The organism is Streptacidiphilus carbonis, from assembly GCF_000787775.1.
Lineage (GTDB): Bacteria > Actinomycetota > Actinomycetes > Streptomycetales > Streptomycetaceae > Streptacidiphilus > Streptacidiphilus carbonis.
Genome location: NZ_BBPM01000026.1, coordinates 24,163 through 45,761 on the forward strand (window position 1 = coordinate 24,163; position 21,599 = coordinate 45,761).

Here is a 21,599-nt window from a genome sequence, read left to right on the forward strand (position 1 = left end):
CCCTCCGCAACGGAGAGGACCGGGGCACTGGCGCGTCCGGGGCCGGGACTTTCTGACGGAGCTCGACTGCAGCGTTCTGCCTGGCTGGTCGCGCAGTTCCCCGCGCCCCTATGGGTCTGCAACTGGCTCGGTTGCATCCCGGGACGGGCCGTCAGTCGGTCTTGATGGAGTCCAGGATGTCCAGCCGCGCCGCCCTGCGGGCCGGCCACAGCGCCGCGCCCAGCCCCACCAGGGCCGCCGCCAGCACATAGGCCGCCAGCTGCCCCACCGGGAACGAGGTGGTCAGACCGGCCAGCGAGGACTTCAGCAGCTGCACCGCCGCCCAGGCCAGGAAGCCGCCGATGGCCACCCCCAGCACCGCGCCGAAGGCCGCGATCACCACCGACTCCAGCCGGACCATCCGCTTGACCCCGCGGCGCTCCAGGCCGATCGCCCGCAGCATCCCGATCTCGCGCTTGCGCTCGAAGACCGACATCGCCAGGGTGTTGACCACCCCCAGGACCGCGATCAGCACGGCCATGCCCAGCAGCCCGTACATCACATTGAGCAGCAGGCTGATCTGCGAGCTGAAGTCCTTCACCATCTGCTTCTGCGACTGCACGTCGACCAGCGGGTTGCGGCCGGTGGAGTCCTTCAGTGCCTGCTCCAGCGCCGGGGTCGCCCCGCCGGCGCCCTTGACCAGCACCGTCTGGTAATAGGGCGCGGTGGTGTGCGGCGCGAGTACCGACTCGCCCATCATCACCGGTCCGAACAGGTCGTTCTTCTTGTAGATCCCGCCGATCCGCACCGTGCCGGTGCTGCCGTCGGGATAGGTGAACCGGGTGCTGCCGCCGACGGTCCAGTGGTGCGAGGCCGCGGTGTCCTCGGAGACCAGCAGCGCGCCCTGGCGGATCGCGTCGGCCGATCCGCCGACCATGGCCGGCGCGGCCAACTGGCTGAAGGAGGCGGCGTCGAAGCCGCTCACCGACAGCTCCCTGCCGTCGGCCTTGACGTACTGGGCGTCCAGGACGCTGGCGGCGGTGACGCCCGCGGTGCCCTTGATGCCGGGCAGCAGGGTCGGCGAGATCGGGTCGCCCAGCGTCATGCTGATCGCGTAGTCCGCCGTCATCCCGGAGGTGACCTCCTTGGTGACCGCGTCGGTGACCGAGGCGCCGATCACCGTCAGCGCGCTGATCAGGGTCAGCCCGATGGTCAGCGCCGAGGCGGTGGCCGCGGTGCGGCGCGGGTTGCGCAGCGCGTTCTGCTTGGCCAGCTTCCCGGAGACCCCGTAGAGCCGGGCGAAGAGCGGGCCGACCAGGGCGATCAGCGGCCGGGACAGCAGCGGGGTGAGCACGAACGCGCCGATCAGGATCAGCCCGGCGCCGGCGCCGACCGGCAGCCGTCCGTCCGAGCCGCCCAGGTGCGCGCCGTAGAGCACGGCGGCCAGACCGGTGCCGAAGAAGGCGGCGCCGATGGAGTTGCGGACCACCAGCGACTTCTGGGTGGCCGGCTGGTCGTTGCTGCGCATCGCCGCGACCGGGGCCACCCGGGAGGCCCGGATACTGGGCAGCAGCGCGGCCACCACGGTGACCACGACGCCGGTGACGAGGGTGGCGACGACGGTGGTCGCGGAGAGCACCAGTCCGCCGGAGGGCAGGTCGCCGCCCGAGCCGAACAGCGCCTTGAGCCCCGCACCGATGCCGATCCCGGCCAGCAGCCCGCCCAGTGAGGCGAAGACGCCCACGAACAGGGCCTCCAGCAGCACCGAGTTGGTGATCTGACGGCGGCTCGCCCCGATGGCGCGCATCAGCGCCAGCTCGCGGGTGCGCTGGGCGATCAGCATGGTGAAGGTGTTGGAGATCAGGAAGATCCCGACGAACAGCGCGATCCCGGCGAAGGCCAGCAGCGCGGTGCGCATCCCCGAGGTGGCCGCTTCCACCTGGGCCAGCGAGTCGGCGCTGAGCTGCACCCCGGTCTTGGCGGTGATGTTCCCGCTGTGCGGGATCACCGGCAGGACCTGGTCCAGCAGTTGCTGCTGGCTGGTGCCGGGCCTGGCGACCGCCTGGATGGTGGTGAACTGGCCGGGCTTGAGGTAGAAGTGCTGCGCGGTGGCGGTGTCGAACAGCACCAGCGAGCCGCCGGCCTTCACCTGCGGGTCGACCGTGGTGAAGATCCCGGTGACGGTCATCTGCTCGACCGGGCCGTCCACGGCCAGCCGGACCGTGTCGCCGACCTTGAAGCCGTTCTTCTGGGCGGTCCGCTGGTCGACGGCGATCTGGTGGGAGTCGGTCGGACCGGCGCCCTGCACCATCGGGTAGCTGCTGTCCCGGCCGTCGGGGCCGGCCACCCAGTTGGAGCCCTGGGTGTTGCCGCGCCCGCCGATCAGGTTGCCCTGCGGGTCGGACAGGCCGGCGAAGCCGGTGACCGTGCCGCGAGCGGACTGCGTCCCCGGCAGTGCGGCGATCCTCTTGACGGTGGCGTCGGTGAGCGGCAGCGCGGAGCTGTTGTTGTCCGAGGCCTTGGTCTCGCTCCCGGCCGCGGAGTTGTGGACCTGGACCGAGATGTTGTCGAAGCTGGCGGACTGGCTGTTCTTGAAGGCCTGGCCGACCGAGTCGGAGAAGACCATGGTGCCGGCCACGAAGGCGGTGCCCAGCAGCACGGCCAGCATGGTCATCAGCAGCCGGCCCTTGTGGGCCAGTACGTTGCGCAGTGCGGTGCGGTACATAGCGGTGTGACCCCCCTTCAGCTGGTGCGGCCCTTGGCGTCGAAACGACGCATGCGGTCCAGGACGCTGTCGGCGGTGGGGCCGTACATCTCGTCGACGATCCTGCCGTCGGCGAGGAAGACCACCCGGTCCGCGTAGGAGGCGGCGACCGGGTCGTGGGTGACCATCACCACGGTCTGGCCGAGCTCGCGCACCGAGTTGCGCAGGAAGCCGAGGATCTCCGCGCCGGAGCGGGAGTCCAGGTTGCCGGTGGGCTCGTCGGCGAAGATGATGGCCGGCCGGGACGCCAGGGCGCGGGCGCAGGCCACCCGCTGCTGCTGGCCGCCGGACAGCTGGGAGGGGCGGTGGCCGAGCCGGTCGGACAGGCCGACGGTGGCCACCACCTGGTCCAGCCAGGCCTGGTCGGGCTTGCGCCCGGCTATGTCCATCGGCAGGGTGATGTTCTCCAGCGCGGTGAGTGTGGGCAGCAGGTTGAAGGCCTGGAAGACGAAGCCGATCTGGTCCCGGCGCAGCTTGGTCAGCTGCTTGTCCTTGAGGCCGCCGAGTTCGGTGTCGCCGATGGTGGCGGAGCCCGAGGTGACCGAGTCCAGTCCGGCCATGCAGTGCATCAGCGTCGACTTGCCGGAGCCTGACGGGCCCATGATGGCGGTGAACTGACCCTGCACGAACTCGACGGAGACCTGGTCCAGGGCGGTGACGCGGGTGTCCCCCTCGCCGTAGACCTTGCTGAGGCCGACGGCGCGGGCCGCGGCAGTGAGCAGGGTAGTGGTCACAGGACTACTCCAGTCAGAGAGGATGGGGTGTGATCCCATCCTCTCCGGCCGGTCACGCCGTGTAGTCGCCCGCCCGGACGGTTGCGGGTACTGCCTGCCGGTGTAGGGGATGTCCCTGGCTCTCCTCCGCAGGGATGACAGCATCCCTGAGGGGGTCAGCACCGGTCCGAGGGCGGTCGTTCTGCGCCGACGATGCGTCAAGTAACGGTGAAATAAGACAACTTCCCCACAGGTGTGCACATCTGAGGGGTCTGCTGCGGCTAGGCTCAGAGTGCGGACGGGCCCGGATGGTGGAACGCAGACACGGCGAGCTTAAACCTCGCTGGCCGCCAGGCCGTGCCGGTTCAAATCCGGCTCCGGGCACCCGTCGCCTCGTTACATTGACATGCGCGCGGCGGCGCGGCGCAGGCCGTGCTCGTGCACCAGGGCTTTGGCGTAGCCGTAGGAGATGCCGTACTCGCGGCTGAGCCAGGCGATCTTCTCCTCGCAGCGGGTGAGGCTGGGGCCTTCGTCGACCGCCTTGAGCCAGTCGCCGAGCGGGCGGCCGGTGACGGCGGGAATGCGGCTCAGCAGGTTCTGGTGGGTTTCCGTGGAGTACATGAGGGACACTGGGCGCCTCCGGAAGTGGGCCGATGTGTGGTGAGGCCGACTCTTCGACTCTGCCCGAGGGCAGTCCCCTTGGCAACAGTCGCCGGGCGATACGCTGACGGCATGTCCGATCCGACCCCACTCCTCTTCGCGGCTGACCGTCTGGCGGACCGTTTCCGCTCGATGCCGCAGGGCAGGCTCACCCAGCTGGCTCCGGAGGGGCTGAGGCTGGCCCGGCTGCTGGCCAGGCAGGAGGAGGCGGTGGCGGCCGAGGGTCCGGCCCGGCCGGAGATCCCGGACGCGGGGATCTTCGCGGTCGGCGACCAGATCGCCCTGGCCGCCCACGATCTGGCCGAGGCCCTGCGCGGCGCCGACCGCGAGGAGGCGGAGGCGGTGCTGGCGGAGGCGCTGGCCGCGGTGGAGCAGGGCTACAGGCTGGCCACGACCCGGTCGGCGAGGATGTAGACGGTCTCGCCGTCGTGCTCGTCCCCGATCGCGCCGGCGGTGTCGGCGCCATCGGCGGCCTCCGCGGTGCCCAGGGCGAAGGTGAGCGCGTGGCCGCCGGGGAGGCGGGAGTTGCCGAGCAGCCGGACCGGGGCGCCCGCGTCCACGGCCGCCCGGAGCCGGGCCCCCGCGACCGGGTCGCCGGGGGCGATGCACAGCGTGGTCTCGTCCTCGAAGATGTAGACGTCCAGGGTGCCCATCGGGCCGGGGCGCACATCGCGCAGCGTGATGCCGACCGCGACCAGCTCGTCCAGCCGCAGGTCGGTCCACTCGGGGCTGGGCGTCGGCTGCGGAACGGTGTGCTTGTTCAACGATCCCGGCATCGAGGGGTGCGCCGGGCGGTCGGGACGGTCCCCGGCCGGTGCGACCGGCGCCGCCGGGTGGCCGGCGGAGCCGCTGCTGGTCTCGGAGATCATCTCCTCCAGCGCGGAGCGCAGGGCGTCGGCGAACTCCGGGTCCATCTCGCCCTGGTCGTCCACGTAGCCGCGCGGTGCCGGGAGCAGGACCACGCTCTCGCTGTCGAACAGCGGCTCGCCGACCCCGAGGGAGTCCTCGGCCATCCGCGCCTCCTGCTCGGCCCAGAACGAGCGCGCCTCCGCCATCTCCCGCTCCCGGTCGTCGGCGAGCGCGACGGCGACGGATTCGCGTACGGCCGAGTCGAAGCGCCGGGCGAGCCTGCGCAGTGCGACGAGGCATGCGGTTGCGGTGGCTGCGGTGAAGACCAGCAGGGCGGTGAGGACAAAGGCGAGGATGTTCACGGAAGCACCCCTAGTGAAGGGTTGAACTGGCGGTCAACCCCACAGTGCCCCACCGCAGCGGATTACGGCAGTGCGTAATGTCCTTTTCATTTGTGACGTCCGACATCAACCGAATTGATCCGGTGCGAAAATTGCACGCAGAGCAATCGGCTGAATACGTTCCGTCGACAATCCCCGGGTTTCGGACAAAGAAAATGGACCAGGCCGCGCCGTAGCGTGACCTGGCCCTTACCCAGCTGATGTGGGGCCAAACGGGTCATTCTGAGAAATCGATGAGGAGCCTGGAGGTCTCAGCTCAGCCGCTCCGTGTCCAAAGGCGACTTCGCATCGGCGCCGCTGCGGCCGGGTGCCGCCCTCGTTCCTCGGGCGACCCCAACCTTCGCGGCGCCTCAGCTCAGCCGCTCGATGACCATGGCCATGCCCTGGCCGCCGCCCACGCACATCGTCTCCAGGCCGAACTGCTTGTCGTGCCACTGGAGCGAATTGATCAGCGTGCCGGTGATACGCGCGCCGGTCATCCCGAAGGGGTGGCCGACGGCGATGGCGCCGCCGTTGACGTTGAGCCGGTCCAGGTCGACGCCCAGGTCCTGGTAGGAGGGGATGACCTGGGCGGCGAAGGCCTCGTTGATCTCGACCAGGTCGATGTCGCCGATGGCCATCCCGGCCCGCTTCAGCGCCTGCTTGGACGCCTCGACCGGGCCGTAGCCCATGATCTCGGGGGAGAGGCCGGAGACGCCGGTGGAGACGATCCGGGCCAGCGGGGTCAGCCCGAGGTCGCGGGCCTTGGTGTCGGACATGATCACCAGCGCGGCCGCGCCGTCGTTCAGCGGGCAGCAGTTGCCCGCGTTGACGGTTCCGTCCGGACGGAACACCGGCTTGAGGCCGGAGACCGCGTCCAGGGTGACCCCGGCCCGCGGGCCGTCGTCCTTGCTGACCACGGTGCCGTCCGGGGTGGTCACCGGGGTGATCTCGCGCTCCCAGAAGCCGTCCGCGATGGCCTTCTCGGCGAGGTTCTGCGAACGCACGCCGAACTCGTCCTGCTCCCGGCGGCTGATGCCCTTGAGCCCGGCCAGGTTCTCCGCGGTCTGGCCCATGGCGATGTAGACGTCCGGCACCAGGCCGCTCTGCCGGGGGTCCTCCCACACCGGGGCGCCGGTCGCCGAGGCGGTGGCGACGGTGCGCGCCTCGGCGTCGGCGAACAGCGGGTTCTTGGTGTCCGGCAGGCCGTCCGAGGAGCCCTTGATGCTGCGGGAGACCATCTCGACGCCGGCCGAGATGAAGACGTCGCCCTCGCCGGCCCTGATCGCGTGCAGTGCCATCCGGCTGGTCTGCAGCGAGGAGGAGCAGTAACGGGTGACGGTGCAGCCGGGCAGGTGGTCCATGCCCATCTGCACGGCGACCACGCGGCCCAGGTTGTAGCCCTGCTCGCCGCCGGGCAGGCCGCAGCCCAGCATCAGGTCGTCGATGTCGCGCGGGTCCAGCTCGGGGATCTTGGCCAGTGCGGCCTGGATGATCGTCGCGGTCAGGTCGTCCGGGCGGACGTCCTTCAGCGAGCCCTTGAACGCCCGGCCGATCGGCGAGCGGGCGGTGCTGACGATGACGGCTTCGGGCATGGGGACTCCAAGGGTGGGAGGGCGGCGCTCGGGGACAAGTTACCCTCAGGTAGATCCGGCGTCAGCGCCGACGGAGTGTGAATTACCTGACCTTGCGTCATCCGCCGAGGGCTCTGCGACGCCCTCCGGGGGACCGTCCGGCAGGTGCCGCCGGCGGCGGTGCTTGAGCAGTGCCCAGCGGCCCCGCGGGCCGGACTCCGCGCCCAGCACGGCCGCGCCGGCCACCTCGGTGCCGCCGCGTCCGGCCGCTTCGGCGGCGGCCTGGGCCACCGGCAGCACGCCCTCGCCGCGGAAGGCGTCGGGGCGCTCCTCGGCGGTGCCCTCGGGCCAGATGTCCAGCGCGGCGCAGAGCGAAGGCAGCATGGCCATCGCCGCGGTGGCGTAGCCCTGGGCCGAGGGGTGGTAGCGGTCCGAGGCGAACATCTCCGGACGGCCGCTGAACTCGGCGCCGAGCAGGTCGCCGAGGGACACGCTGCGGGCGTCCGACTCGACCACGGCGATGGTCTGGGCGGCGGCGAGCTGACGGCTGGCGCGCCGGGCCAGCCAGCGCAGCGGGGGCCGCACCGGCTCGATGGTGCCGAGGTCCGGACAGGTGCCGACGACGACCTCGGCCCCGGCGGAGCGCAGTCGGCGGATGGCGGTGCCGAGCATCCGCACCGAGGCGGTCAGTTTCACCCGCTGGGTGACGTCATTGGCGCCGATCATGATCAGGACGACGTCGGGGACGGTCTGCAGCGCGAGGTCGACCTGTCGCTCCAGGTCCTTCGAGGTGGCGCCGTTGGCCGCGGCGACGGACAGCCGGACCGGCCGCTCGGCCATGGAGGCGATGCCGCCCGCGAGCAGGGCGCCGGGCGTGTCCCGGCCGCGGGTCACCCCGAAGCCGGCCGCGGTGGAGTCGCCGAGCACCGCGAGGACCAGCGGTTCGGCATCGGCGTCGGCGGCGAAGGCGCGTCCGTAGACGCCATCGGCGTGCGGGGGGTCGCCCTGCAGGGTGTTCAGCGTGTGCTCGGCGAGCTTCGCCTCGGTCAGCAGGATCCCGGCGAACCCCACCCCGACCAGCCCGATCCCGCCGCCTCCGTAGGCCGCAGCGGCGGCGATCCGCCGTGCCACCCTCGCTCTCGACATGAGCGACCCCCAAGCTCTCTCTGCCTGTCCTTATCTTGGCAGTCTGCCCCACTAGTCTGATCCCAACAGGACGACAAACCGTGCGTCCGGAACATTTGCTCAAACCGCGGAGGAGATCCCGTGCGGTACCACGAGTCGATCATCGACCTGGTCGGCAACACCCCCCTGGTCCGGCTGAACAAGGTCGCGGAGGGCATCAGTGCGACGGTGCTCGCCAAGGTCGAGTACTTCAACCCGGGCGGGTCGGTGAAGGACCGCATCGCGATGCGGATGATCGAGGCGGCGGAGAAGTCCGGCGCGCTCAAGCCCGGCGGCACGATCGTCGAGCCGACCTCCGGTAACACCGGGGTCGGACTGGCCATCGTGGCCCAGCAGAAGGGCTACCGCTGCATCTTCGTCTGCCCGGACAAGGTCTCCACCGACAAGATCAATGTGCTGCGGGCCTACGGCGCGGATGTCGTGGTCTGCCCGACCGCGGTCGCGCCCGAGCACCCGGACTCCTACTACAACGTCAGCGACCGCCTGGTCCGGGAGACCCCCGGCGCGTGGAAGCCCGACCAGTACTCCAATCCGGAGAACCCGGCCAGCCACTACCACTCCACCGGACCGGAGCTCTGGGAGCAGACCGGCGGCCGGATCACCCACTTCGTGGCGGGCGTGGGAACCGGCGGGACCATCTCCGGCACCGGCCGCTACCTCAAGGACGTCTCGGACGGCGCGGTGCAGGTCATCGGCGCCGACCCGGAGGGCTCGGTCTACTCGGGCGGCTCCGGCCGCCCCTACCTGGTCGAGGGCGTGGGCGAGGACTTCTGGCCGACGGCCTACGACCGCACGGTCGCGGACGAGATCGTCCCGGTCTCCGACAAGGACTCCTTCCAGATGACCCGCCGCCTCGCCAAGGAGGAGGGCCTGCTGGTCGGCGGCTCCTGCGGGATGGCGGTCGTGGCGGCGCTCCGGGTGGCCGAACGGCTGGGCCCGGACGACGTGGTGGTGGTACTGCTGCCCGACTCCGGCCGCGGCTACCTCTCGAAGATCTTCAACGACGACTGGATGCAGGACTACGGCTTCCTGGACGAGGGCGGTCCGGAGGCGGTGGCCGGCGACGTCCTCGCCAGGAAGGACGGTCTGGAGCACGAGGGGATTCCCCAGTTCGTGCACATTCACCCGAACGAGTCGGTCGGTGAGGCCGTGCACATCCTGCGGGAATACGGCGTCTCGCAGATGCCGGTGGTCTCCCCGGGGGCCGGGCATCCGGATGTGATGGCCGGCGAGGTGATCGGCTCGGTGGTGGAGCGCGACCTTCTTGACGGTCTGTTTGCCAAGCGCTTCGAGCTCGGCGACCTGATCGGCCCTCATATGTCGGCCCCGCTCCCGGTCGTCGGCTCCGGCGAGTCGGTGACCCGACTGATGGGCGTGCTGGAGAAAGCCGACGCCGCGGTCGTCCTGGTGGACGGAAAGCCGCAGGGAATCGTCAGCCGGCAGGACCTGCTGGCCTTCCTGAGCGCGCACGGCGGGGCGATCGGTGGGGCGCACGGGACGGGTGCAGGCGTTCACTGAAACGCCTTCAACCGGTACACCTACGACACGTTCCGGCAGCACGCGCTTAACAACCGCCGGGCATTGTTGTCACCACGGCAAGAAGCCGAGCGTGGTGGCAGCGAAAGTCCGGAGCGGCTCCCGGACCGCGGTCACCTCAGGACGCGTCGGACGGCCCTGACCCGGCCGGCCGCGTCCCCGCCCGCGGGGAACGCCGTCGTCCCGCCCCTGTCGGTCCCGACCGACCGGCAGGGTGCGGCGGTCCCCGCGGCACCAGGCTCCGCGTTCCCGGGTGGGGGACTCAGCGGAGACAGTAGGGCCGGTCCTCACGGACCGGCCCTACTGGTGTGTCTGCCTGTGTCCGGGCACCCATGCCGTGTCCGGGCACCCATGCCGTGCACGCGTGCCCGTGCACCCGTGCCCCTGGCTGCGGCCGTGTCGGGCCGGCCGGTGCGCGGGTACCGGCTCGGAGCGGCGGGCGGGGGCTCAGCCCGCGAAGCGGCGGCTCACGAAGATCATGCCGACCCCGGCGACCAGGAACCCGGCGCCGCCCAGGGCGTACGGGGTGGTGTCCACCCCGGTGTCGGCCAGCTGGTCGGTGCTGCCGGTGGTGCCGTTGTGCGCGGCGGCCTTCTGCACGTCGCGCGTGCTCGCCTGGGTGGTGGCCGCGGAGGCCATCGGACCGAGGGCCAGCGCGGCGGCGGTGCCGATTCCGGCGGCGACGGCCGTGATCGTGAGCGGGCGGCGGGTGGTCAATGTCGCTCCCAGCGGAGTGTCGTGGTCCGGACGATGCTAATGAGTGGGGGCCGGGTTGGATAGCCTCAGCCCATGACTAGTGACACCAGTGGGCTTGAGAACAGCGATCGCCGCTATGTCCGGCTGCAGATCGAACTGATCGTGGAGATCGCGGACGAGAAGGCGCTCCAGGTCGCCGCGCTGGAGCAGGTGCGGGCGGACGAGCAGCTGGAGGACGAGGAGCGGGCCGAGGCGGTCGCGGCCATCGAGATCGACCCGGCCGGGGCGATCGCGCACTTCGTCGACCCGGTGGCGATGCTGGAGAACGTGCCGGGTGTGGAGCTGGCCGAGGCCACCTGGGAGTCCCAGCCGGTCGAGTACGACCCCGAGAACGAGGACTGGGACTTCTACGACGCGGAGTGACGGCGTGTCGGAGTGACGGCGGGTCGTCGTAACGGAGCGTCGGAGCGGCGGAGCGACAACCCACTTGGCGGTGGGCGAGGTGCAGGCGGGCGGCTCCGGGGTTCCGGGGCCGCCCTTGGCTGTGCCCGCTCACAGACGGGTATGTCTGAGCTGTCCGTGTTTGCTCATGATTGGGTTGTAAGCATGGTTTCGGTCTATGTTCATAGGACTGTCAGACAGCTCGGGTGAACTCCTGGGACAGCGCCGACCGGTACCCCGCCGACACGAAGGAGCAGCAGTGGACGACACGACGACGTCAGGCAAGGGCGGCCCCTGGGCCAGGCGGACGATCGTGGCGGGGCTGATAGCGACCCCGGTGGCCCTGGTCACCGGATGCAGCTCCTCCGGCAGCAGCTCGGGCAAGGGCAGCGGCAGCGGCGACGGCGGCAAGGCCGCTGCGGTGTCCAAGGCCGCCATCACCACCGTCCCGGCCAACGGCGCGAAGACCGCGGTCTTCACCCAGCCGGTGAAGGTGACGGTCAGCAACGGCACCCTCAGCTCGGTCACCCTCACCGGTTCGGACGGCAAGCAGGTGGCCGGCGCCCTGGCCGCCGACAAGCTGAGCTGGACCTCCTCCGGCAAGCTCAGCTCGGGCACCGGCTACACCCTGGCGGCGGTGGGGACCGACTCCGACCAGGTGCAGACCACCAAGAGCGTCGCCTTCAGGACCGGCGCCCCGGCGGCGACGTTCGTCGGCACGTTCACTCCCGACGACGGCACCACCGTGGGCGTGGGCATGCCGGTCTCGATCAACTTCGACAAGGCCGTCAGCAACCGGGCCGCAGTCCAGAAGGGGATCACCGTCACCGCGTCGCCCGCGGTGGAGATCGTCGGCCACTGGTTCAGCAGCACCCGGCTGGACTTCCGGCCCGAGACCTACTGGGCGGCCGGTACCAAGGTCACCCTCACCCTGGCGCTCAAGGACGTCGAGGGCGCCGACGGCGTCTACGGCACCCAGTCCAAGTCCATAAGCTTCACCGTCGGCCGCAGCCAGACCAGCGTCGCCGACCTCGCCGCCAAGAAGCTGACGGTCACCCGGGACGGCGAGGTCACCCAGACGTACCCGATCACCGGCGGCAGCACCGCGCACACCACCTGGGCCGGGAAGATGGTCATCGCGGAGAAGTTCCTGCAGACCCGGATGGACTCCACCACGGTCGGCCTCGGCGGCGAGTACGACATCAAGGACGTCCCGCACGCCCAGCGGCTGACCACCTCCGGCACCTTCATCCACGGCAACTACTGGGCCGGCACCTCGGTCTTCGGCAACGAGAACACCAGCCACGGCTGCGTCGCCATGCACGACACCAAGGGGGCCGGCGACTCCGGCACCCCGGCGGCGAAGTTCTACAACAGCTCCATCACCGGGGACGTGGTCGAGGTGGTGAACTCCGGCGACCGGACCGTCGATCCGGCCAACGGGCTGAACGGCTGGAACATGGACTGGGCCACCTGGAAGGCCGGCAGCGCGGTCTGACGGTCCCGCACACCGGGGCACCCGGACCGGTATGGACGGAGCCGGGGCCAGGCCCGACAATCACAACCATGACGACCCCCGAGTCCCTGACCGAGGTGGCGCGGATCTCGGACGCGGAACGCGACCGGGCGATCCGACTGCTCCGTGAGCACTCGGTGCAGGGACGGTTGTCGCCCGACACCTTCATCCGCAGGATCGAGCTGGCCCTCACCGCCCAGCGCCGCGCCGACCTGGACGAGCTCATCGCGGACCTGCCGGACCAGGGCCGGCTCACCCGGATGTCGCTGCGCACCGTCGCGGCGGTCTCCCGCTTCGGCGTACGGCTGCGCGGCGCCTGGCAGACGCCCCGGCTGCAGCCGCTGGTGCTCCCGGGCCCGGAGACCCCGGTGCTGCGGATCGGCCGGCTGCCCGGATCGGAGCTCAGGCTCACCCATGACTCGGTCTCACGCAGCCACGCGGAGCTGCGCCTGGTCGGCGACGAATGGATGCTGCGCGACCTCGCCTCCACCAACGGCACCCTGGTGAACGGCTGCCGCATCATCGGCCAGGTCGTGGTCCGCCCGGGCGACCGGGTCGCCTTCGGCCACACGGTCTTCCGCATCCAGGGCCGTGCCAAGAGCGCCTGACGGCCTCGGGCCTGTCCGACGAGCGAGGGGCAGCGGTAGAGTCGCGGACCGTGCTCGTCCGCGTGCGATCGGAGTAGCGAGAGATGCCGGTTGGACTGATCGCGCTGGCGCTGGGCGGTTTCGGCATAGGGCTGACCGAGTTCCTGATCGCCGGACTGCTGCCGCAGGTGGCGGCCAGTTTCACGGTGTCCGAGGCGGCTGCGGGCCGGCTTATCTCCGGGTACGCGTTGAGTGTCGCGATCGGGGCGATCGCGCTGACCGCGGCGACGGCGCGGCTGCCGCGCAAGGGGACCCTGGTCGGCCTGGTGGTGCTGTTCGTCGTCGGCAACCTGTTGTCTGCGGTCGCGCCGAGCTACCCGGTGATGATGCTCGGGCGGATCGTGGCGGCGTTGTGCCACGGTTCGTTCTTCGGGATCGGTTCGCTGGTCGCCCGCAGCCTGGTCGCGCCGGAGCGGAAGTCCCGCGCGGTGGCCGTGATGTTCGCCGGGCTGACGGTCGCGAACGTCCTGGGCGTGCCGTTCGGCGCGCTGGTCGGTGAGCGGTGGGGCTGGCGGGCGGCCTTCTGGGCGGTCACCGCGATCGGCGTGCTGGCCCTGGCCGGGATCGTCGCCCTCGTCCCCGCCCGGGCCGGGGAGGCAGGGCCCGGGCGGGCGTCGGGCGCTGCGGAGCCGGCACCCCCCACCGGCCTGAGGGCCCAGTTCCAGGCGTTCCGCTCCTGGCAGGTCTGGCTGACCCTGGTGGCCACCGCGCTCAGCTACGGCGGGATGTTCGGCGCGTTCAGCTACATCGCCTACACCTTCACCGAGGTCGGCGGCTTCTCCCCGGCGGACGTCGCCTGGCTGCTGATGGTGTACGGGGTCGGCCTGGTGGTCGGCAACCTGGTCGGCGGACGGGCGGCGGACCGCGACCGCGACCGCACCCTGGTCCTCGCCCTGACCGGCCTGGCCATCACGCTGGCCCTGTTCGGCAGACTCGCCGGCAGCGACAGCGCGTCGGTCGTCCTGGTCTTCCTGATGGGACTCTTCGGCTTCGCCGGCGTGCCCGGCCTGATCACCCGCGTCACCGACTTCGCCGGCGGCGCGGCCCTGGCCGCCAGCGCCAATGTCTCCGCGTCCAACGTCGGCAACGCCCTCGGCGCCTGGCTCGGCGGCCTGGCCATCACCGCGGGCTTCGGCTACACCGCCCCCCTCTACGTCGGCGCCGTCATCGTCCTGGCCTCGGTCGTCGTCATGGCCGTCGCCGCCCGCACGGCCAGGTGAACCAGGTGAACGTCCGTCAGGCGGCCGGGCCCGGGTGGAGGAGGGCACGGGTCGGGGCGGTGTTCGGCGGGGTGGCGGTGAGGGCCTCCAGGGCGGACTGGACGGTTTCCGGGCCGGCGGGGCCGGCGTAGTCGAGGTGGAGGACCTGGTCCCAGGACTGGGTGAAGCGGGCGCGGCCCGCGTCGACCAGGGCGAGCAGCAGGTGGGGGCGGAGGGCCTGCCGGGCGGCGGTGCGGGGGTCGGTGGCGGGGTCGGTCCGCGGGAGTCGGGCGGCGATGGTGTCGAGCCAGCCGGCGTCGATCGCGCCGAGCAGGTCGTCCAGTCCGGTCAGCGGCCGGCCGAGGGCGGTCTGGGCCGCGTTCGCCATCACGGTGCAGTCCTTGACCAGGGCGGTGCGGCCGGCGGTGCGGGCCAGTTCGTCCCAGGGGACCGGGCGCTTGCCGGCCGCCTCGGGGGAGAGCGCGGCGGCGGCCACCGCCGAGAGCAGCAGGTCGTGCTCGCGCAGTACGGCCAGCGCGGGCCGCTCCAGGCCGGTGACGGTGCGTCCGTCCGGCGGCAGGGCCTCCAGCGCGGCGACGCGCTCGCTGATCGGCGGGTGCGAGTCGTAGGGCGTGGTCTCCTGGGCCGGGGGCTCGCGGCGCAGCTTGTCCAGCTCCTCCTGGCGGCCCTCGGCGGCCAGCAGCGAGCGGAAGCCGCCGTAGAACTCCTCTGGCAGCGGCAGCAGCCCGGCGTCCCAGCCGACGGACGCGTAGCGGTCCAGGTAGAAGTCGTAGGCCGCGTCCAGCATCGGGAGTTGGCGCAGCGCGTCGGCGGCGTGGTCGCGGCCGGCGATCCGGGCGGCGGCCAGGTCGGCGCTGAGCTCCTGGCGGCGGCCTACGGACTCGGAGACCCGGATGTAGAGCTTGGCGTAGCCGGCGAACAGGTTCGCGGTGATGGCGCGGCCGCTGGACCTGGCGTGCTGGACCACGGTGATCAGGCTCTGCCGTCCGCGCACGGTGATCCCGGCGAGCCGGGTGTCCTTGTTGCTGTAGTGGCCGAGCTCGTGCGCCAGCACCGCGTCCAGCTGCGGCTCGGTCAGGCCGATCAGCAGCGGGATGCCGATCAGCATCCGGCGGTGCCCGGGGACCAGCCCCAGGAACCTGGGGTTCTCGCTGACCGCGGCGTTGACCGCCGGTATCAGCCGGATCTCGTCCGGGGCCCGGGTGCCGACCTGCTCGGCCAGGCCGCGCACCCGGGCCCACAGCTCGGGCTGCCGTTCCTCGGTGACGGTGACCCCGGGCGGCGGCTCGTCCTTGGGACGGCGCACCAGGAACACCCCGCGGATCAGCGGGATCGCGACCAGCACGCTGAGCAGCACCAGCTTCAGCGCGCCGGTGCCGCCGTCGGAGCCGAGGTGGGTGAGGATCTCGACGTCCATCAGGACCAGCGCGGCGAGGAAGCCCAGCGCGATCACGTAGAAGCCGGCCAGGAGGGTGAGCGCCTGGACGGCGCGCACGGACGTACGCATGGAAGAACGGTCCTCCTCGGGCCGGTTTCTGCACTTCTGTGCCACAGCACATCAGTGCGACGAGGACCGGATCGTACCGGCTGCCGTGCCTGCCGCGGCTGTGCTCCAAGAAAGGCGCTGATTCGGACTACCCTCGGATCCCATGAGCACCTCGCACCCTCACGAGCACAACCACGCCTTCGAGACCCTGGCCATCCATGCCGGGCAGGAGGCCGATCCGCAGACCGGGGCCGTGGTTACCCCCATCTACCAGGTCTCGACCTACAAGCAGGACGGCGTCGGCGGGCTGCGCGGCGGCTACGAGTACAGCCGCTCCGCCAATCCGACCCGTACCGCCCTCGAAACCAACCTCGCCGCGCTGGACGGCGGCCGCCGCGGCCTCGCCTTCGCGTCGGGGCTGGCCGCCGAGGACTGCCTGCTGCGGACGGTCACCAAGCCCGGTGACCACATCGTCATCCCCAACGACGCCTACGGCGGCACCTTCCGGCTGTTCGCCAAGGTGCTGTCGCGCTGGGGCGTGGAGTGGTCGGTCGCCGACACCCACCACCCCGAGGCGGTACGGGCGGCCCTGCGGCCCAACACCAAGGCGGTGTGGGTGGAGACGCCGAGCAACCCGCTGCTGGGCATCACCGACGTGGCCGCGGTCGCGCACATCGCCCACGAGGCCGGCGCGCTCCTGGTCGTCGACAACACCTTCGCCAGCCCCTACCTCCAGCAGCCGCTGGCGCTGGGCGCCGACGTGGTCGTCTACTCCACCACCAAGTACATGGGCGGCCACTCGGACGTCGTCGGCGGCGCGCTGGTGACCGACGACACCGCGCTGGGCGAGGAGCTGGCGTACCACCAGAACGCGATGGGCGCCGTCGCCGGGCCCTTCGACGCCTGGCTGGTGATGCGCGGCATCAAGACGCTGGGTGTCCGGATGGACCGGCACAGCGAGAACGCCGCGCGGGTCGCCGACTTCCTGACGGGGCACCCCAAGGTGGCGCAGGTGCTCTACCCGGGTCTGCCCGGGCACCCCGGCCACGAGGTCGCGGTGAAGCAGATGAAGGCGTTCGGCGGCATGGTGTCGTTCCGTCACAAGGACGGCGAGGAGGCCGCGGTCGAGGTCTGCAACCGGGCCCGGCTGTTCACCCTGGGGGAGTCGCTCGGGGGCGTGGAGTCCCTGATCGAGCACCCCGGACGGATGACGCACGCCTCGGCGGCCGGCTCCGCGCTGGAGGTGCCGGCCGACCTGGTCCGGCTGTCGGTGGGCATCGAGTCGGTCAACGACCTGCTGGTGGACCTGGCGGAGGCGCTGAAGTAGCCAGGACCGGGGCGGTCGGGGCTGAGGCGGCCGGGACCGTGGAAGCCGGGGCTGAGGCGGTCCCGGCTGAGGCGGTCAGGGCTTGAAGGTCTGCATCGAGGTGTTGAAGCGCGTGAGCAGCTCGCAGAACTGCTCACGCTCCCCCTCGGACCAGCCGTCCAAGAGCTGATGCATCATCAACTGGCGTGACTCGCGGACCTCCTGGAGCCGCTCCCGGCCGAGTGGGGACAGCTCCAGGAGGACCGCGCGGCCGTCGTCCGGGTTCGGCACCCGCTCCACCAGGCCGCAGTCGACCAGCGGGGCGACCTGCCTGGTCACCGTGGACGAGTCGATCCCCATGGCCTGGGCCAGCGCCTTCACGCCGACCGCCCCGGTCCAGTCCAGCCGGTTGAGCAGCAGGAACGCGGCCCGGTCCATGGAGTTGCGCTGGTCGCCCACCCCGCCCATGCGCACCTGTTCGACCCGGCGCGCGAAGATCGCGACCTGGTACTGGAGCCGGTCGTAGAGCACGTCGTCGGCTGCTGCCGAGGCTTCCTTGTTCATGCCTGCTGCCTCACGCCCGCGGGCTGCCGTTGCGTGGAGCTGCGGGGGGTCGCCCCCCGAATGATTGGAGTCATCGCCGTCACGATCTGTCGTTCCACTGAGCTGCTCAGAGAGCCCTCCAGAGCGTAACGGTGCGAGGCCCTACGCTGAAGCCCATGAACTCCTGGCCCGTCACGATCGACGACATCCGCGGCGCCCACAAGATGCTGGCGGGGGTGGCCCGGGTCACCCCGATGGAGGGCAGTCGTCATCTCTCCGGACTGGTCGCCGCGCCGGTGCACCTGAAGTGCGAGAACCTGCAGCGCACCGGCTCGTTCAAGCTGCGCGGCGCCTACGTCAGGATCGCCGGGCTCAGCCCGGTGGAGCGGGCCGCCGGGGTGGTGGCCGCCAGCGCCGGCAATCACGCCCAGGGCGTGGCGCTGGCCGCGACCACGCTGGGAGTGCACTCGACCGTGTTCATGCCGGTCGGCGCCCCGCTGCCGAAGGTCGCCGCGACCCGCGACTACGGCGCCGAGGTACGGCTGTACGGGGAGAACTTCGACGAGACCCTCGCCGCCGCGCTGGAGTACGCCGAGCAGAGCGGCGCCGTGGTGATCCACCCGTTCGACCACCAGGACGTGGTGGCCGGCCAGGGCACCGTCGGCCTGGAGATCCTGGAGCAGTGCCCCGAGGTCCGCACCGTCCTGGTCGGCGTGGGCGGCGGCGGGCTGCTCGCCGGGATCGCCACCGCGGTCAAGCAGCTGCGCCCGGATGTGCGGGTGGTGGGCGTGCAGGCCGCCGGCGCGGCCGCGTACCCGCCTTCGCTGGCGGCCGGACACCCGGTCAGCCTGGAGGGCTTCTCCACCATGGCGGACGGCATCCAGGTGGGCCGTCCGGGGGACATCCCCTTCGAGATCGTCCAGCGGCTGGCGGACGGCGTGCTGACGGTCACCGAGGACGCGCTGGCCCGCGCCCAGTTGATCTGCCTGGAGCGCTGCAAGCTGGTGGTCGAGCCGGCCGGCGCCAGTACCGTGGCCGCCCTGCTGGAGCACCCCAGCGAGCTGGAGGGACCGGTGGTGGCCGTGCTCTCCGGCGGCAATGTCGACCCGCTGCTGCTGCAGCGGGTCCTGCGGCACGGCATGGTCGCCGCGGGCCGCTACCTCTCGCTGCGGCTGCGGATCACCGACCGGCCCGGCGCGCTGGCCGCCCTGCTGGCCGCGCTGTCCCGGGTGGACGCCAACGTCGTGGACATCGCCCATGTCCGCACCGACCCCAAGCTGGACCTCGGCGAGGCCGAAGTCGACCTTCATCTGGAAACCAAGGGCCCCGAGCACTGCGAGACCGTAGTGTCGGAGCTGCAGCGGTCGGGCTACCCGATCCTGCGGCAGAGCTGACGCCAGACGGATGCCGGGTCGCGCACCCCCCGGATCCCGGCGAGGCTGGTCATCGGGCACGACCCGGAAGAGGCACGACCCGGCACAAGGTGCGGCTGACGAGGGAGTGAGCGATGGCGGCGGCCATTGAGGCAGAGGACCTGGTGAAGACATTCGGGGAGGTGCATGCCCTGGACGGGGTCAGCCTGGAGGTCCCGGAGGGCACCGTGCTGGGGCTGCTGGGCCCCAACGGGGCGGGCAAGACCACGATGGTGCGGGTGCTGACCACGCTGCTGCGGCCGGACTCCGGCCGCGCGGTGGTGGCCGGTCTCGACGTGCTGAAGCAGCCCAACGAGGTGCGCGGGCTGATCGGCCTCTCCGGCCAGTACGCCGCCGTGGACGAGTACCTGACGGGCCGTGAGAACCTGCAGATGGTCGGTGAGCTCTACCAGATGAGCCCCAGGGACTCCAGGGCCAGGGCGCTGGAGCTGCTGGACTGGTTCAACCTCTCCGAGGCCGCCAACCGCATAGCCAAGACCTACTCCGGCGGTATGCGCCGCCGGCTGGACCTCGCCGCGGCCCTGGTCGTCCGGCCCCCGGTGATGTTCCTGGACGAGCCCACCACCGGCCTGGACCCGCGCAACCGGATGGCGCTGTGGGAGGTCATCGAGCGGCTGGTGGGCGAGGGCACCACGCTGCTGCTCACCACCCAGTACCTGGAGGAGGCGGACCGCCTCGCGCACGACATCGCCGTGGTCGACCACGGCAAGGTGATCGCCAGGGGCACCGCCGACGAGCTCAAGGCGGAGATCGGCGGCGAGCGCATCGAGATCGTCGTCGAGGACCCGGCGCACCTCGGCCAGGCCGTGGAGGCGCTGGCCCCCTACGCCAAGGGCGAGCCCGCCGTGGAGCGGCACACCCGCAGGATCACCGTCCCGGTCAGCGGCGGCGCCAGCGTCCTCGCGGACGTGATCAGGGAGCTGGACGCGCGGACCATCGTGATCCAGGACATCGGCCTGCGCCGCCCCACCCTGGACGACGTCTTCCTCTCGCTCACCGGGCACGCGACCTTCGGTGACGAGGACGTGGAGGCAGCGGACGTGGAAGCACTGGAAGCAGCCGCGGACGCCGCCGGCGGGACCGGTGACGGCGACGCCGCGCGGACCGTCGCGGCCGGGAGCAGCAGCAGCGAAGGGAAGGACTCCTGATGTCAGCCGTCACCACGGCCGGCGCCATCGGCAGCGCCACGCCGGTCCAGCGCGGCGGCGCCGTGCAGGCCCTGCGCGACTCCTGGGTCGTCGCCAAACGCAATCTGCGCCGGATGACCCGGATCCCCGAGATCGTCGTGTTCGGGATGCTCCAGCCGGTCATGTTCGTGCTGCTGTTCACCTATGTGATGGGCGGGGCGATCGCCATCCCGGGCGCGCCCAGCAACGCCGACACCTACAAGCAGTACCTGATGGCCGGGATCTTCGCGCAGACGGTGACCTTCGCGGTGGCCGGCGCGTCGGCCGGCATCGCCGAGGACATGACCAAGGGCCTGGTCGACCGGTTCCGCTCGCTGCCGATGGCCCGCTCGGCGGTGCTGGTCGGCCGGACCATCGCCGACCTGGTGCAGAGCGCGCTGACCCTGGTGGTGCTGGGGCTGGTCGCCTTCATCATCGGCTGGCGGATCCACGACGGGGTGCTGAAGGCGCTGGGCGGCTTCGCGCTGCTGCTGCTGCTCGGCTACGCCTTCTCCTGGATCGGCGCGCTGATCGGGCTCTCGGTGCGCAGCCCCGAGGCGGCCACCTCGGCCGGGCTGGTCTGGCTGTTCCCGCTGACCTTCGTCTCCAACGCGTTCGTGCCGGTCAGCAGCATGCCCGGCTGGCTGCAGCCGGTGGCCTACTGGAACCCGTTCAGCGCCTCGGTCCAGGCGGCCCGCCAGCTCTTCGGCAACCTGCTGCCGCCGCCCGCGCCGCAGGCCACGGTCTGGCCGATGGTGCACGCGGTGTGGGTGTCGGTCGGCTGGTCACTGCTGATCACGCTGCTGTTCTCGTGGCTCTCGGTACGCAAGTACCGCTCAGCCGTCGGCTAGACAGACGGGCCCTGGGGGATCCCCCGGGCAACACGACGGCGGCCGGCGCTGGATGCGCACGGCCGCCGTCGCGGTGGTGCCGCGGTCCGCCGCAGCCGGGGGCGTCAGCCCTGGTACGGCTTGGCGGAGAGGACCTTGACGCTGGTCTTGCGGCCGTTGGGCAGCTCGTAGGTGGCGGTCTCGCCGACCTTGCGTCCGTCGATCGCGCGGCCCAGCGGGGACTGCGGGGAGTACGTCTCCAGATCGACGGAGGACGCCTCGCGCGAGCCGAGCAGGAAGGTGGTGGTGTCGTCCTCGTCGCCGTCCCAGGCGATGACGACGACCATGCCCGGGCCGACCACGCCGTTGTCGGCGGGGGCCTCGCCCACCTGGGCGCGCTCCAGGAGCTGGTTGAGCTGGCGGATCCGCAGCTCCATCTTGCCCTGCTCCTCGCGGGCGGCGTGGTAGCCGGCGTTCTCCTTGAGATCGCCCTCCTCGCGGGCCGCTTCGATCTTCTGGGTGATCTCGGCGCGTGCAGGACCCGACAGGTGCTCCAGCTCGGCACGCAGCTGGTCGTACGCATCCTGGGTGAGCCAGGTCACGTTCTCGCTGGTCTGGGTCACGGGTGCTCCTCGTAGGTACATGTGTGCTGGGCTATGGGTGGTGGGGCTTGGA

20 protein-coding genes and 1 tRNA gene are annotated in these 21,599 nt (G+C 71.4%); 11 read left to right on the forward strand and 10 right to left on the reverse strand.

The window, feature by feature from the left end; translation table 11 throughout:
- Nucleotides 1-151: 151 nt before the first annotated feature.
- Entirely contained in the window at nucleotides 152-2,704 is a 2,553-nt protein-coding gene (locus tag TR46_RS20915; protein ID WP_042403514.1) for an ABC transporter permease, read from the reverse strand.
- 17 nt (nucleotides 2,705-2,721) lie between these two features.
- The gene (locus tag TR46_RS20920; protein WP_042403516.1) at nucleotides 2,722-3,477 is read right to left on the reverse strand and encodes an ABC transporter ATP-binding protein; all 756 of its coding nucleotides are present in this window, start codon (nucleotides 3,475-3,477) and stop codon (nucleotides 2,722-2,724) included.
- Nucleotides 3,478-3,758: 281 nt separating this feature from the next.
- Between TR46_RS20920 and TR46_RS20925 the strand changes: the two genes are divergently transcribed.
- A tRNA-Leu gene (locus TR46_RS20925) sits at nucleotides 3,759-3,840 on the forward strand.
- 12 nt (nucleotides 3,841-3,852) lie between these two features.
- Here TR46_RS20925 and TR46_RS20930 read toward each other — a convergent pair.
- Nucleotides 3,853-4,077 (reverse strand): DUF4287 domain-containing protein, encoded by a 225-nt coding sequence (locus tag TR46_RS20930; protein ID WP_439654376.1) that lies wholly within the window; start codon nucleotides 4,075-4,077, stop codon nucleotides 3,853-3,855.
- A 111-nt stretch (nucleotides 4,078-4,188) separates the two neighbouring features.
- On the opposite strand from TR46_RS20930, the gene TR46_RS20935 reads away from it, so the two are divergent.
- Complete coding sequence (locus tag TR46_RS20935) at nucleotides 4,189-4,530, forward strand: hypothetical protein (protein ID WP_042403520.1); 342 nt, start codon at nucleotides 4,189-4,191, stop codon at nucleotides 4,528-4,530.
- On the opposite strand, the gene TR46_RS20940 is transcribed toward TR46_RS20935, so the two are convergent.
- The 3 genes from TR46_RS20940 to TR46_RS20950 all read right to left on the reverse strand — a co-directional run bounded on the left by TR46_RS20940 (nucleotide 4,494) and on the right by TR46_RS20950 (nucleotide 8,065).
- On the reverse strand, nucleotides 4,494-5,327 hold the full coding sequence (locus tag TR46_RS20940) for a hypothetical protein (protein WP_052432971.1): 834 nt from the start codon (nucleotides 5,325-5,327) through the stop codon (nucleotides 4,494-4,496). The genes TR46_RS20935 and TR46_RS20940 overlap by 37 nt on opposite strands.
- A gap of 389 nt (nucleotides 5,328-5,716) precedes the next feature.
- Nucleotides 5,717-6,940, reverse strand: a complete 1,224-nt coding sequence (locus tag TR46_RS20945; protein ID WP_042403523.1) for an acetyl-CoA C-acetyltransferase — start codon at nucleotides 6,938-6,940, stop codon at nucleotides 5,717-5,719.
- A gap of 45 nt (nucleotides 6,941-6,985) precedes the next feature.
- A complete protein-coding gene (locus TR46_RS20950; protein WP_052432972.1) occupies nucleotides 6,986-8,065 on the reverse strand; it encodes an SGNH/GDSL hydrolase family protein in 1,080 nt (359 codons plus the stop codon).
- Between the two features lie 120 nt (nucleotides 8,066-8,185).
- Between TR46_RS20950 and TR46_RS20955 the strand changes: the two genes are divergently transcribed.
- On the forward strand, nucleotides 8,186-9,622 hold the full coding sequence (locus TR46_RS20955) for a cystathionine beta-synthase (RefSeq protein WP_042403527.1): 1,437 nt from the start codon (nucleotides 8,186-8,188) through the stop codon (nucleotides 9,620-9,622).
- Between the two features lie 465 nt (nucleotides 9,623-10,087).
- On the opposite strand, the gene TR46_RS20960 is transcribed toward TR46_RS20955, so the two are convergent.
- Complete coding sequence (locus tag TR46_RS20960; protein ID WP_042403528.1) at nucleotides 10,088-10,357, reverse strand: LPXTG cell wall anchor domain-containing protein; 270 nt, start codon at nucleotides 10,355-10,357, stop codon at nucleotides 10,088-10,090.
- Nucleotides 10,358-10,429: 72 nt separating this feature from the next.
- Between TR46_RS20960 and TR46_RS20965 the strand changes: the two genes are divergently transcribed.
- From TR46_RS20965 to TR46_RS20980, 4 genes are all read left to right on the forward strand, one after another.
- A complete protein-coding gene (locus TR46_RS20965) occupies nucleotides 10,430-10,759 on the forward strand; it encodes a hypothetical protein (protein WP_042403529.1) in 330 nt (109 codons plus the stop codon).
- Between the two features lie 277 nt (nucleotides 10,760-11,036).
- Nucleotides 11,037-12,275: a L,D-transpeptidase gene (locus TR46_RS20970; protein ID WP_042403531.1), complete on the forward strand. Its 1,239-nt coding sequence runs from the start codon at nucleotides 11,037-11,039 to the stop codon at nucleotides 12,273-12,275.
- A gap of 68 nt (nucleotides 12,276-12,343) precedes the next feature.
- A complete protein-coding gene (locus tag TR46_RS20975) occupies nucleotides 12,344-12,901 on the forward strand; it encodes an FHA domain-containing protein (RefSeq protein WP_042403533.1) in 558 nt (185 codons plus the stop codon).
- Nucleotides 12,902-12,984: 83 nt separating this feature from the next.
- Nucleotides 12,985-14,160, forward strand: a complete 1,176-nt coding sequence (locus TR46_RS20980; RefSeq protein WP_042403535.1) for an MFS transporter — start codon at nucleotides 12,985-12,987, stop codon at nucleotides 14,158-14,160.
- A 16-nt stretch (nucleotides 14,161-14,176) separates the two neighbouring features.
- On the opposite strand, the gene TR46_RS20985 is transcribed toward TR46_RS20980, so the two are convergent.
- Nucleotides 14,177-15,667: a M48 family metallopeptidase gene (locus TR46_RS20985; RefSeq protein WP_042403537.1), complete on the reverse strand. Its 1,491-nt coding sequence runs from the start codon at nucleotides 15,665-15,667 to the stop codon at nucleotides 14,177-14,179.
- 142 nt (nucleotides 15,668-15,809) lie between these two features.
- Here TR46_RS20985 and TR46_RS20990 point away from each other — a divergent pair, with 142 nt between their 5' ends.
- Nucleotides 15,810-16,973: a cystathionine gamma-synthase gene (locus tag TR46_RS20990; RefSeq protein ID WP_042403539.1), complete on the forward strand. Its 1,164-nt coding sequence runs from the start codon at nucleotides 15,810-15,812 to the stop codon at nucleotides 16,971-16,973.
- 75 nt (nucleotides 16,974-17,048) lie between these two features.
- Here TR46_RS20990 and TR46_RS20995 read toward each other — a convergent pair whose 3' ends face one another.
- Nucleotides 17,049-17,516: a MarR family winged helix-turn-helix transcriptional regulator gene (locus TR46_RS20995; protein WP_042403541.1), complete on the reverse strand. Its 468-nt coding sequence runs from the start codon at nucleotides 17,514-17,516 to the stop codon at nucleotides 17,049-17,051.
- 155 nt (nucleotides 17,517-17,671) lie between these two features.
- On the opposite strand from TR46_RS20995, the gene ilvA reads away from it, so the two are divergent.
- The 3 genes from ilvA (at nucleotide 17,672) to TR46_RS21010 (ending at nucleotide 20,945) form a co-directional block, all read left to right on the forward strand.
- Complete coding sequence (gene ilvA, locus TR46_RS21000) at nucleotides 17,672-18,889, forward strand: threonine ammonia-lyase (protein WP_042403543.1); 1,218 nt, start codon at nucleotides 17,672-17,674, stop codon at nucleotides 18,887-18,889.
- 113 nt (nucleotides 18,890-19,002) lie between these two features.
- Nucleotides 19,003-20,076, forward strand: coding sequence for a daunorubicin resistance protein DrrA family ABC transporter ATP-binding protein (locus tag TR46_RS21005; RefSeq protein ID WP_042403545.1), 1,074 nt, complete (start codon nucleotides 19,003-19,005; stop codon nucleotides 20,074-20,076).
- Nucleotides 20,076-20,945, forward strand: a complete 870-nt coding sequence (locus tag TR46_RS21010; RefSeq protein WP_042403547.1) for an ABC transporter permease — start codon at nucleotides 20,076-20,078, stop codon at nucleotides 20,943-20,945. Before TR46_RS21005 ends, TR46_RS21010 begins: the two co-directional genes overlap by 1 nt.
- Nucleotides 20,946-21,049: 104 nt before the next feature.
- On the opposite strand, the gene greA is transcribed toward TR46_RS21010, so the two are convergent.
- Entirely contained in the window at nucleotides 21,050-21,547 is a 498-nt protein-coding gene (gene greA, locus TR46_RS21015; RefSeq protein WP_042403549.1) for a transcription elongation factor GreA, read from the reverse strand.
- Nucleotides 21,548-21,599: the final 52 nt, after the last annotated feature.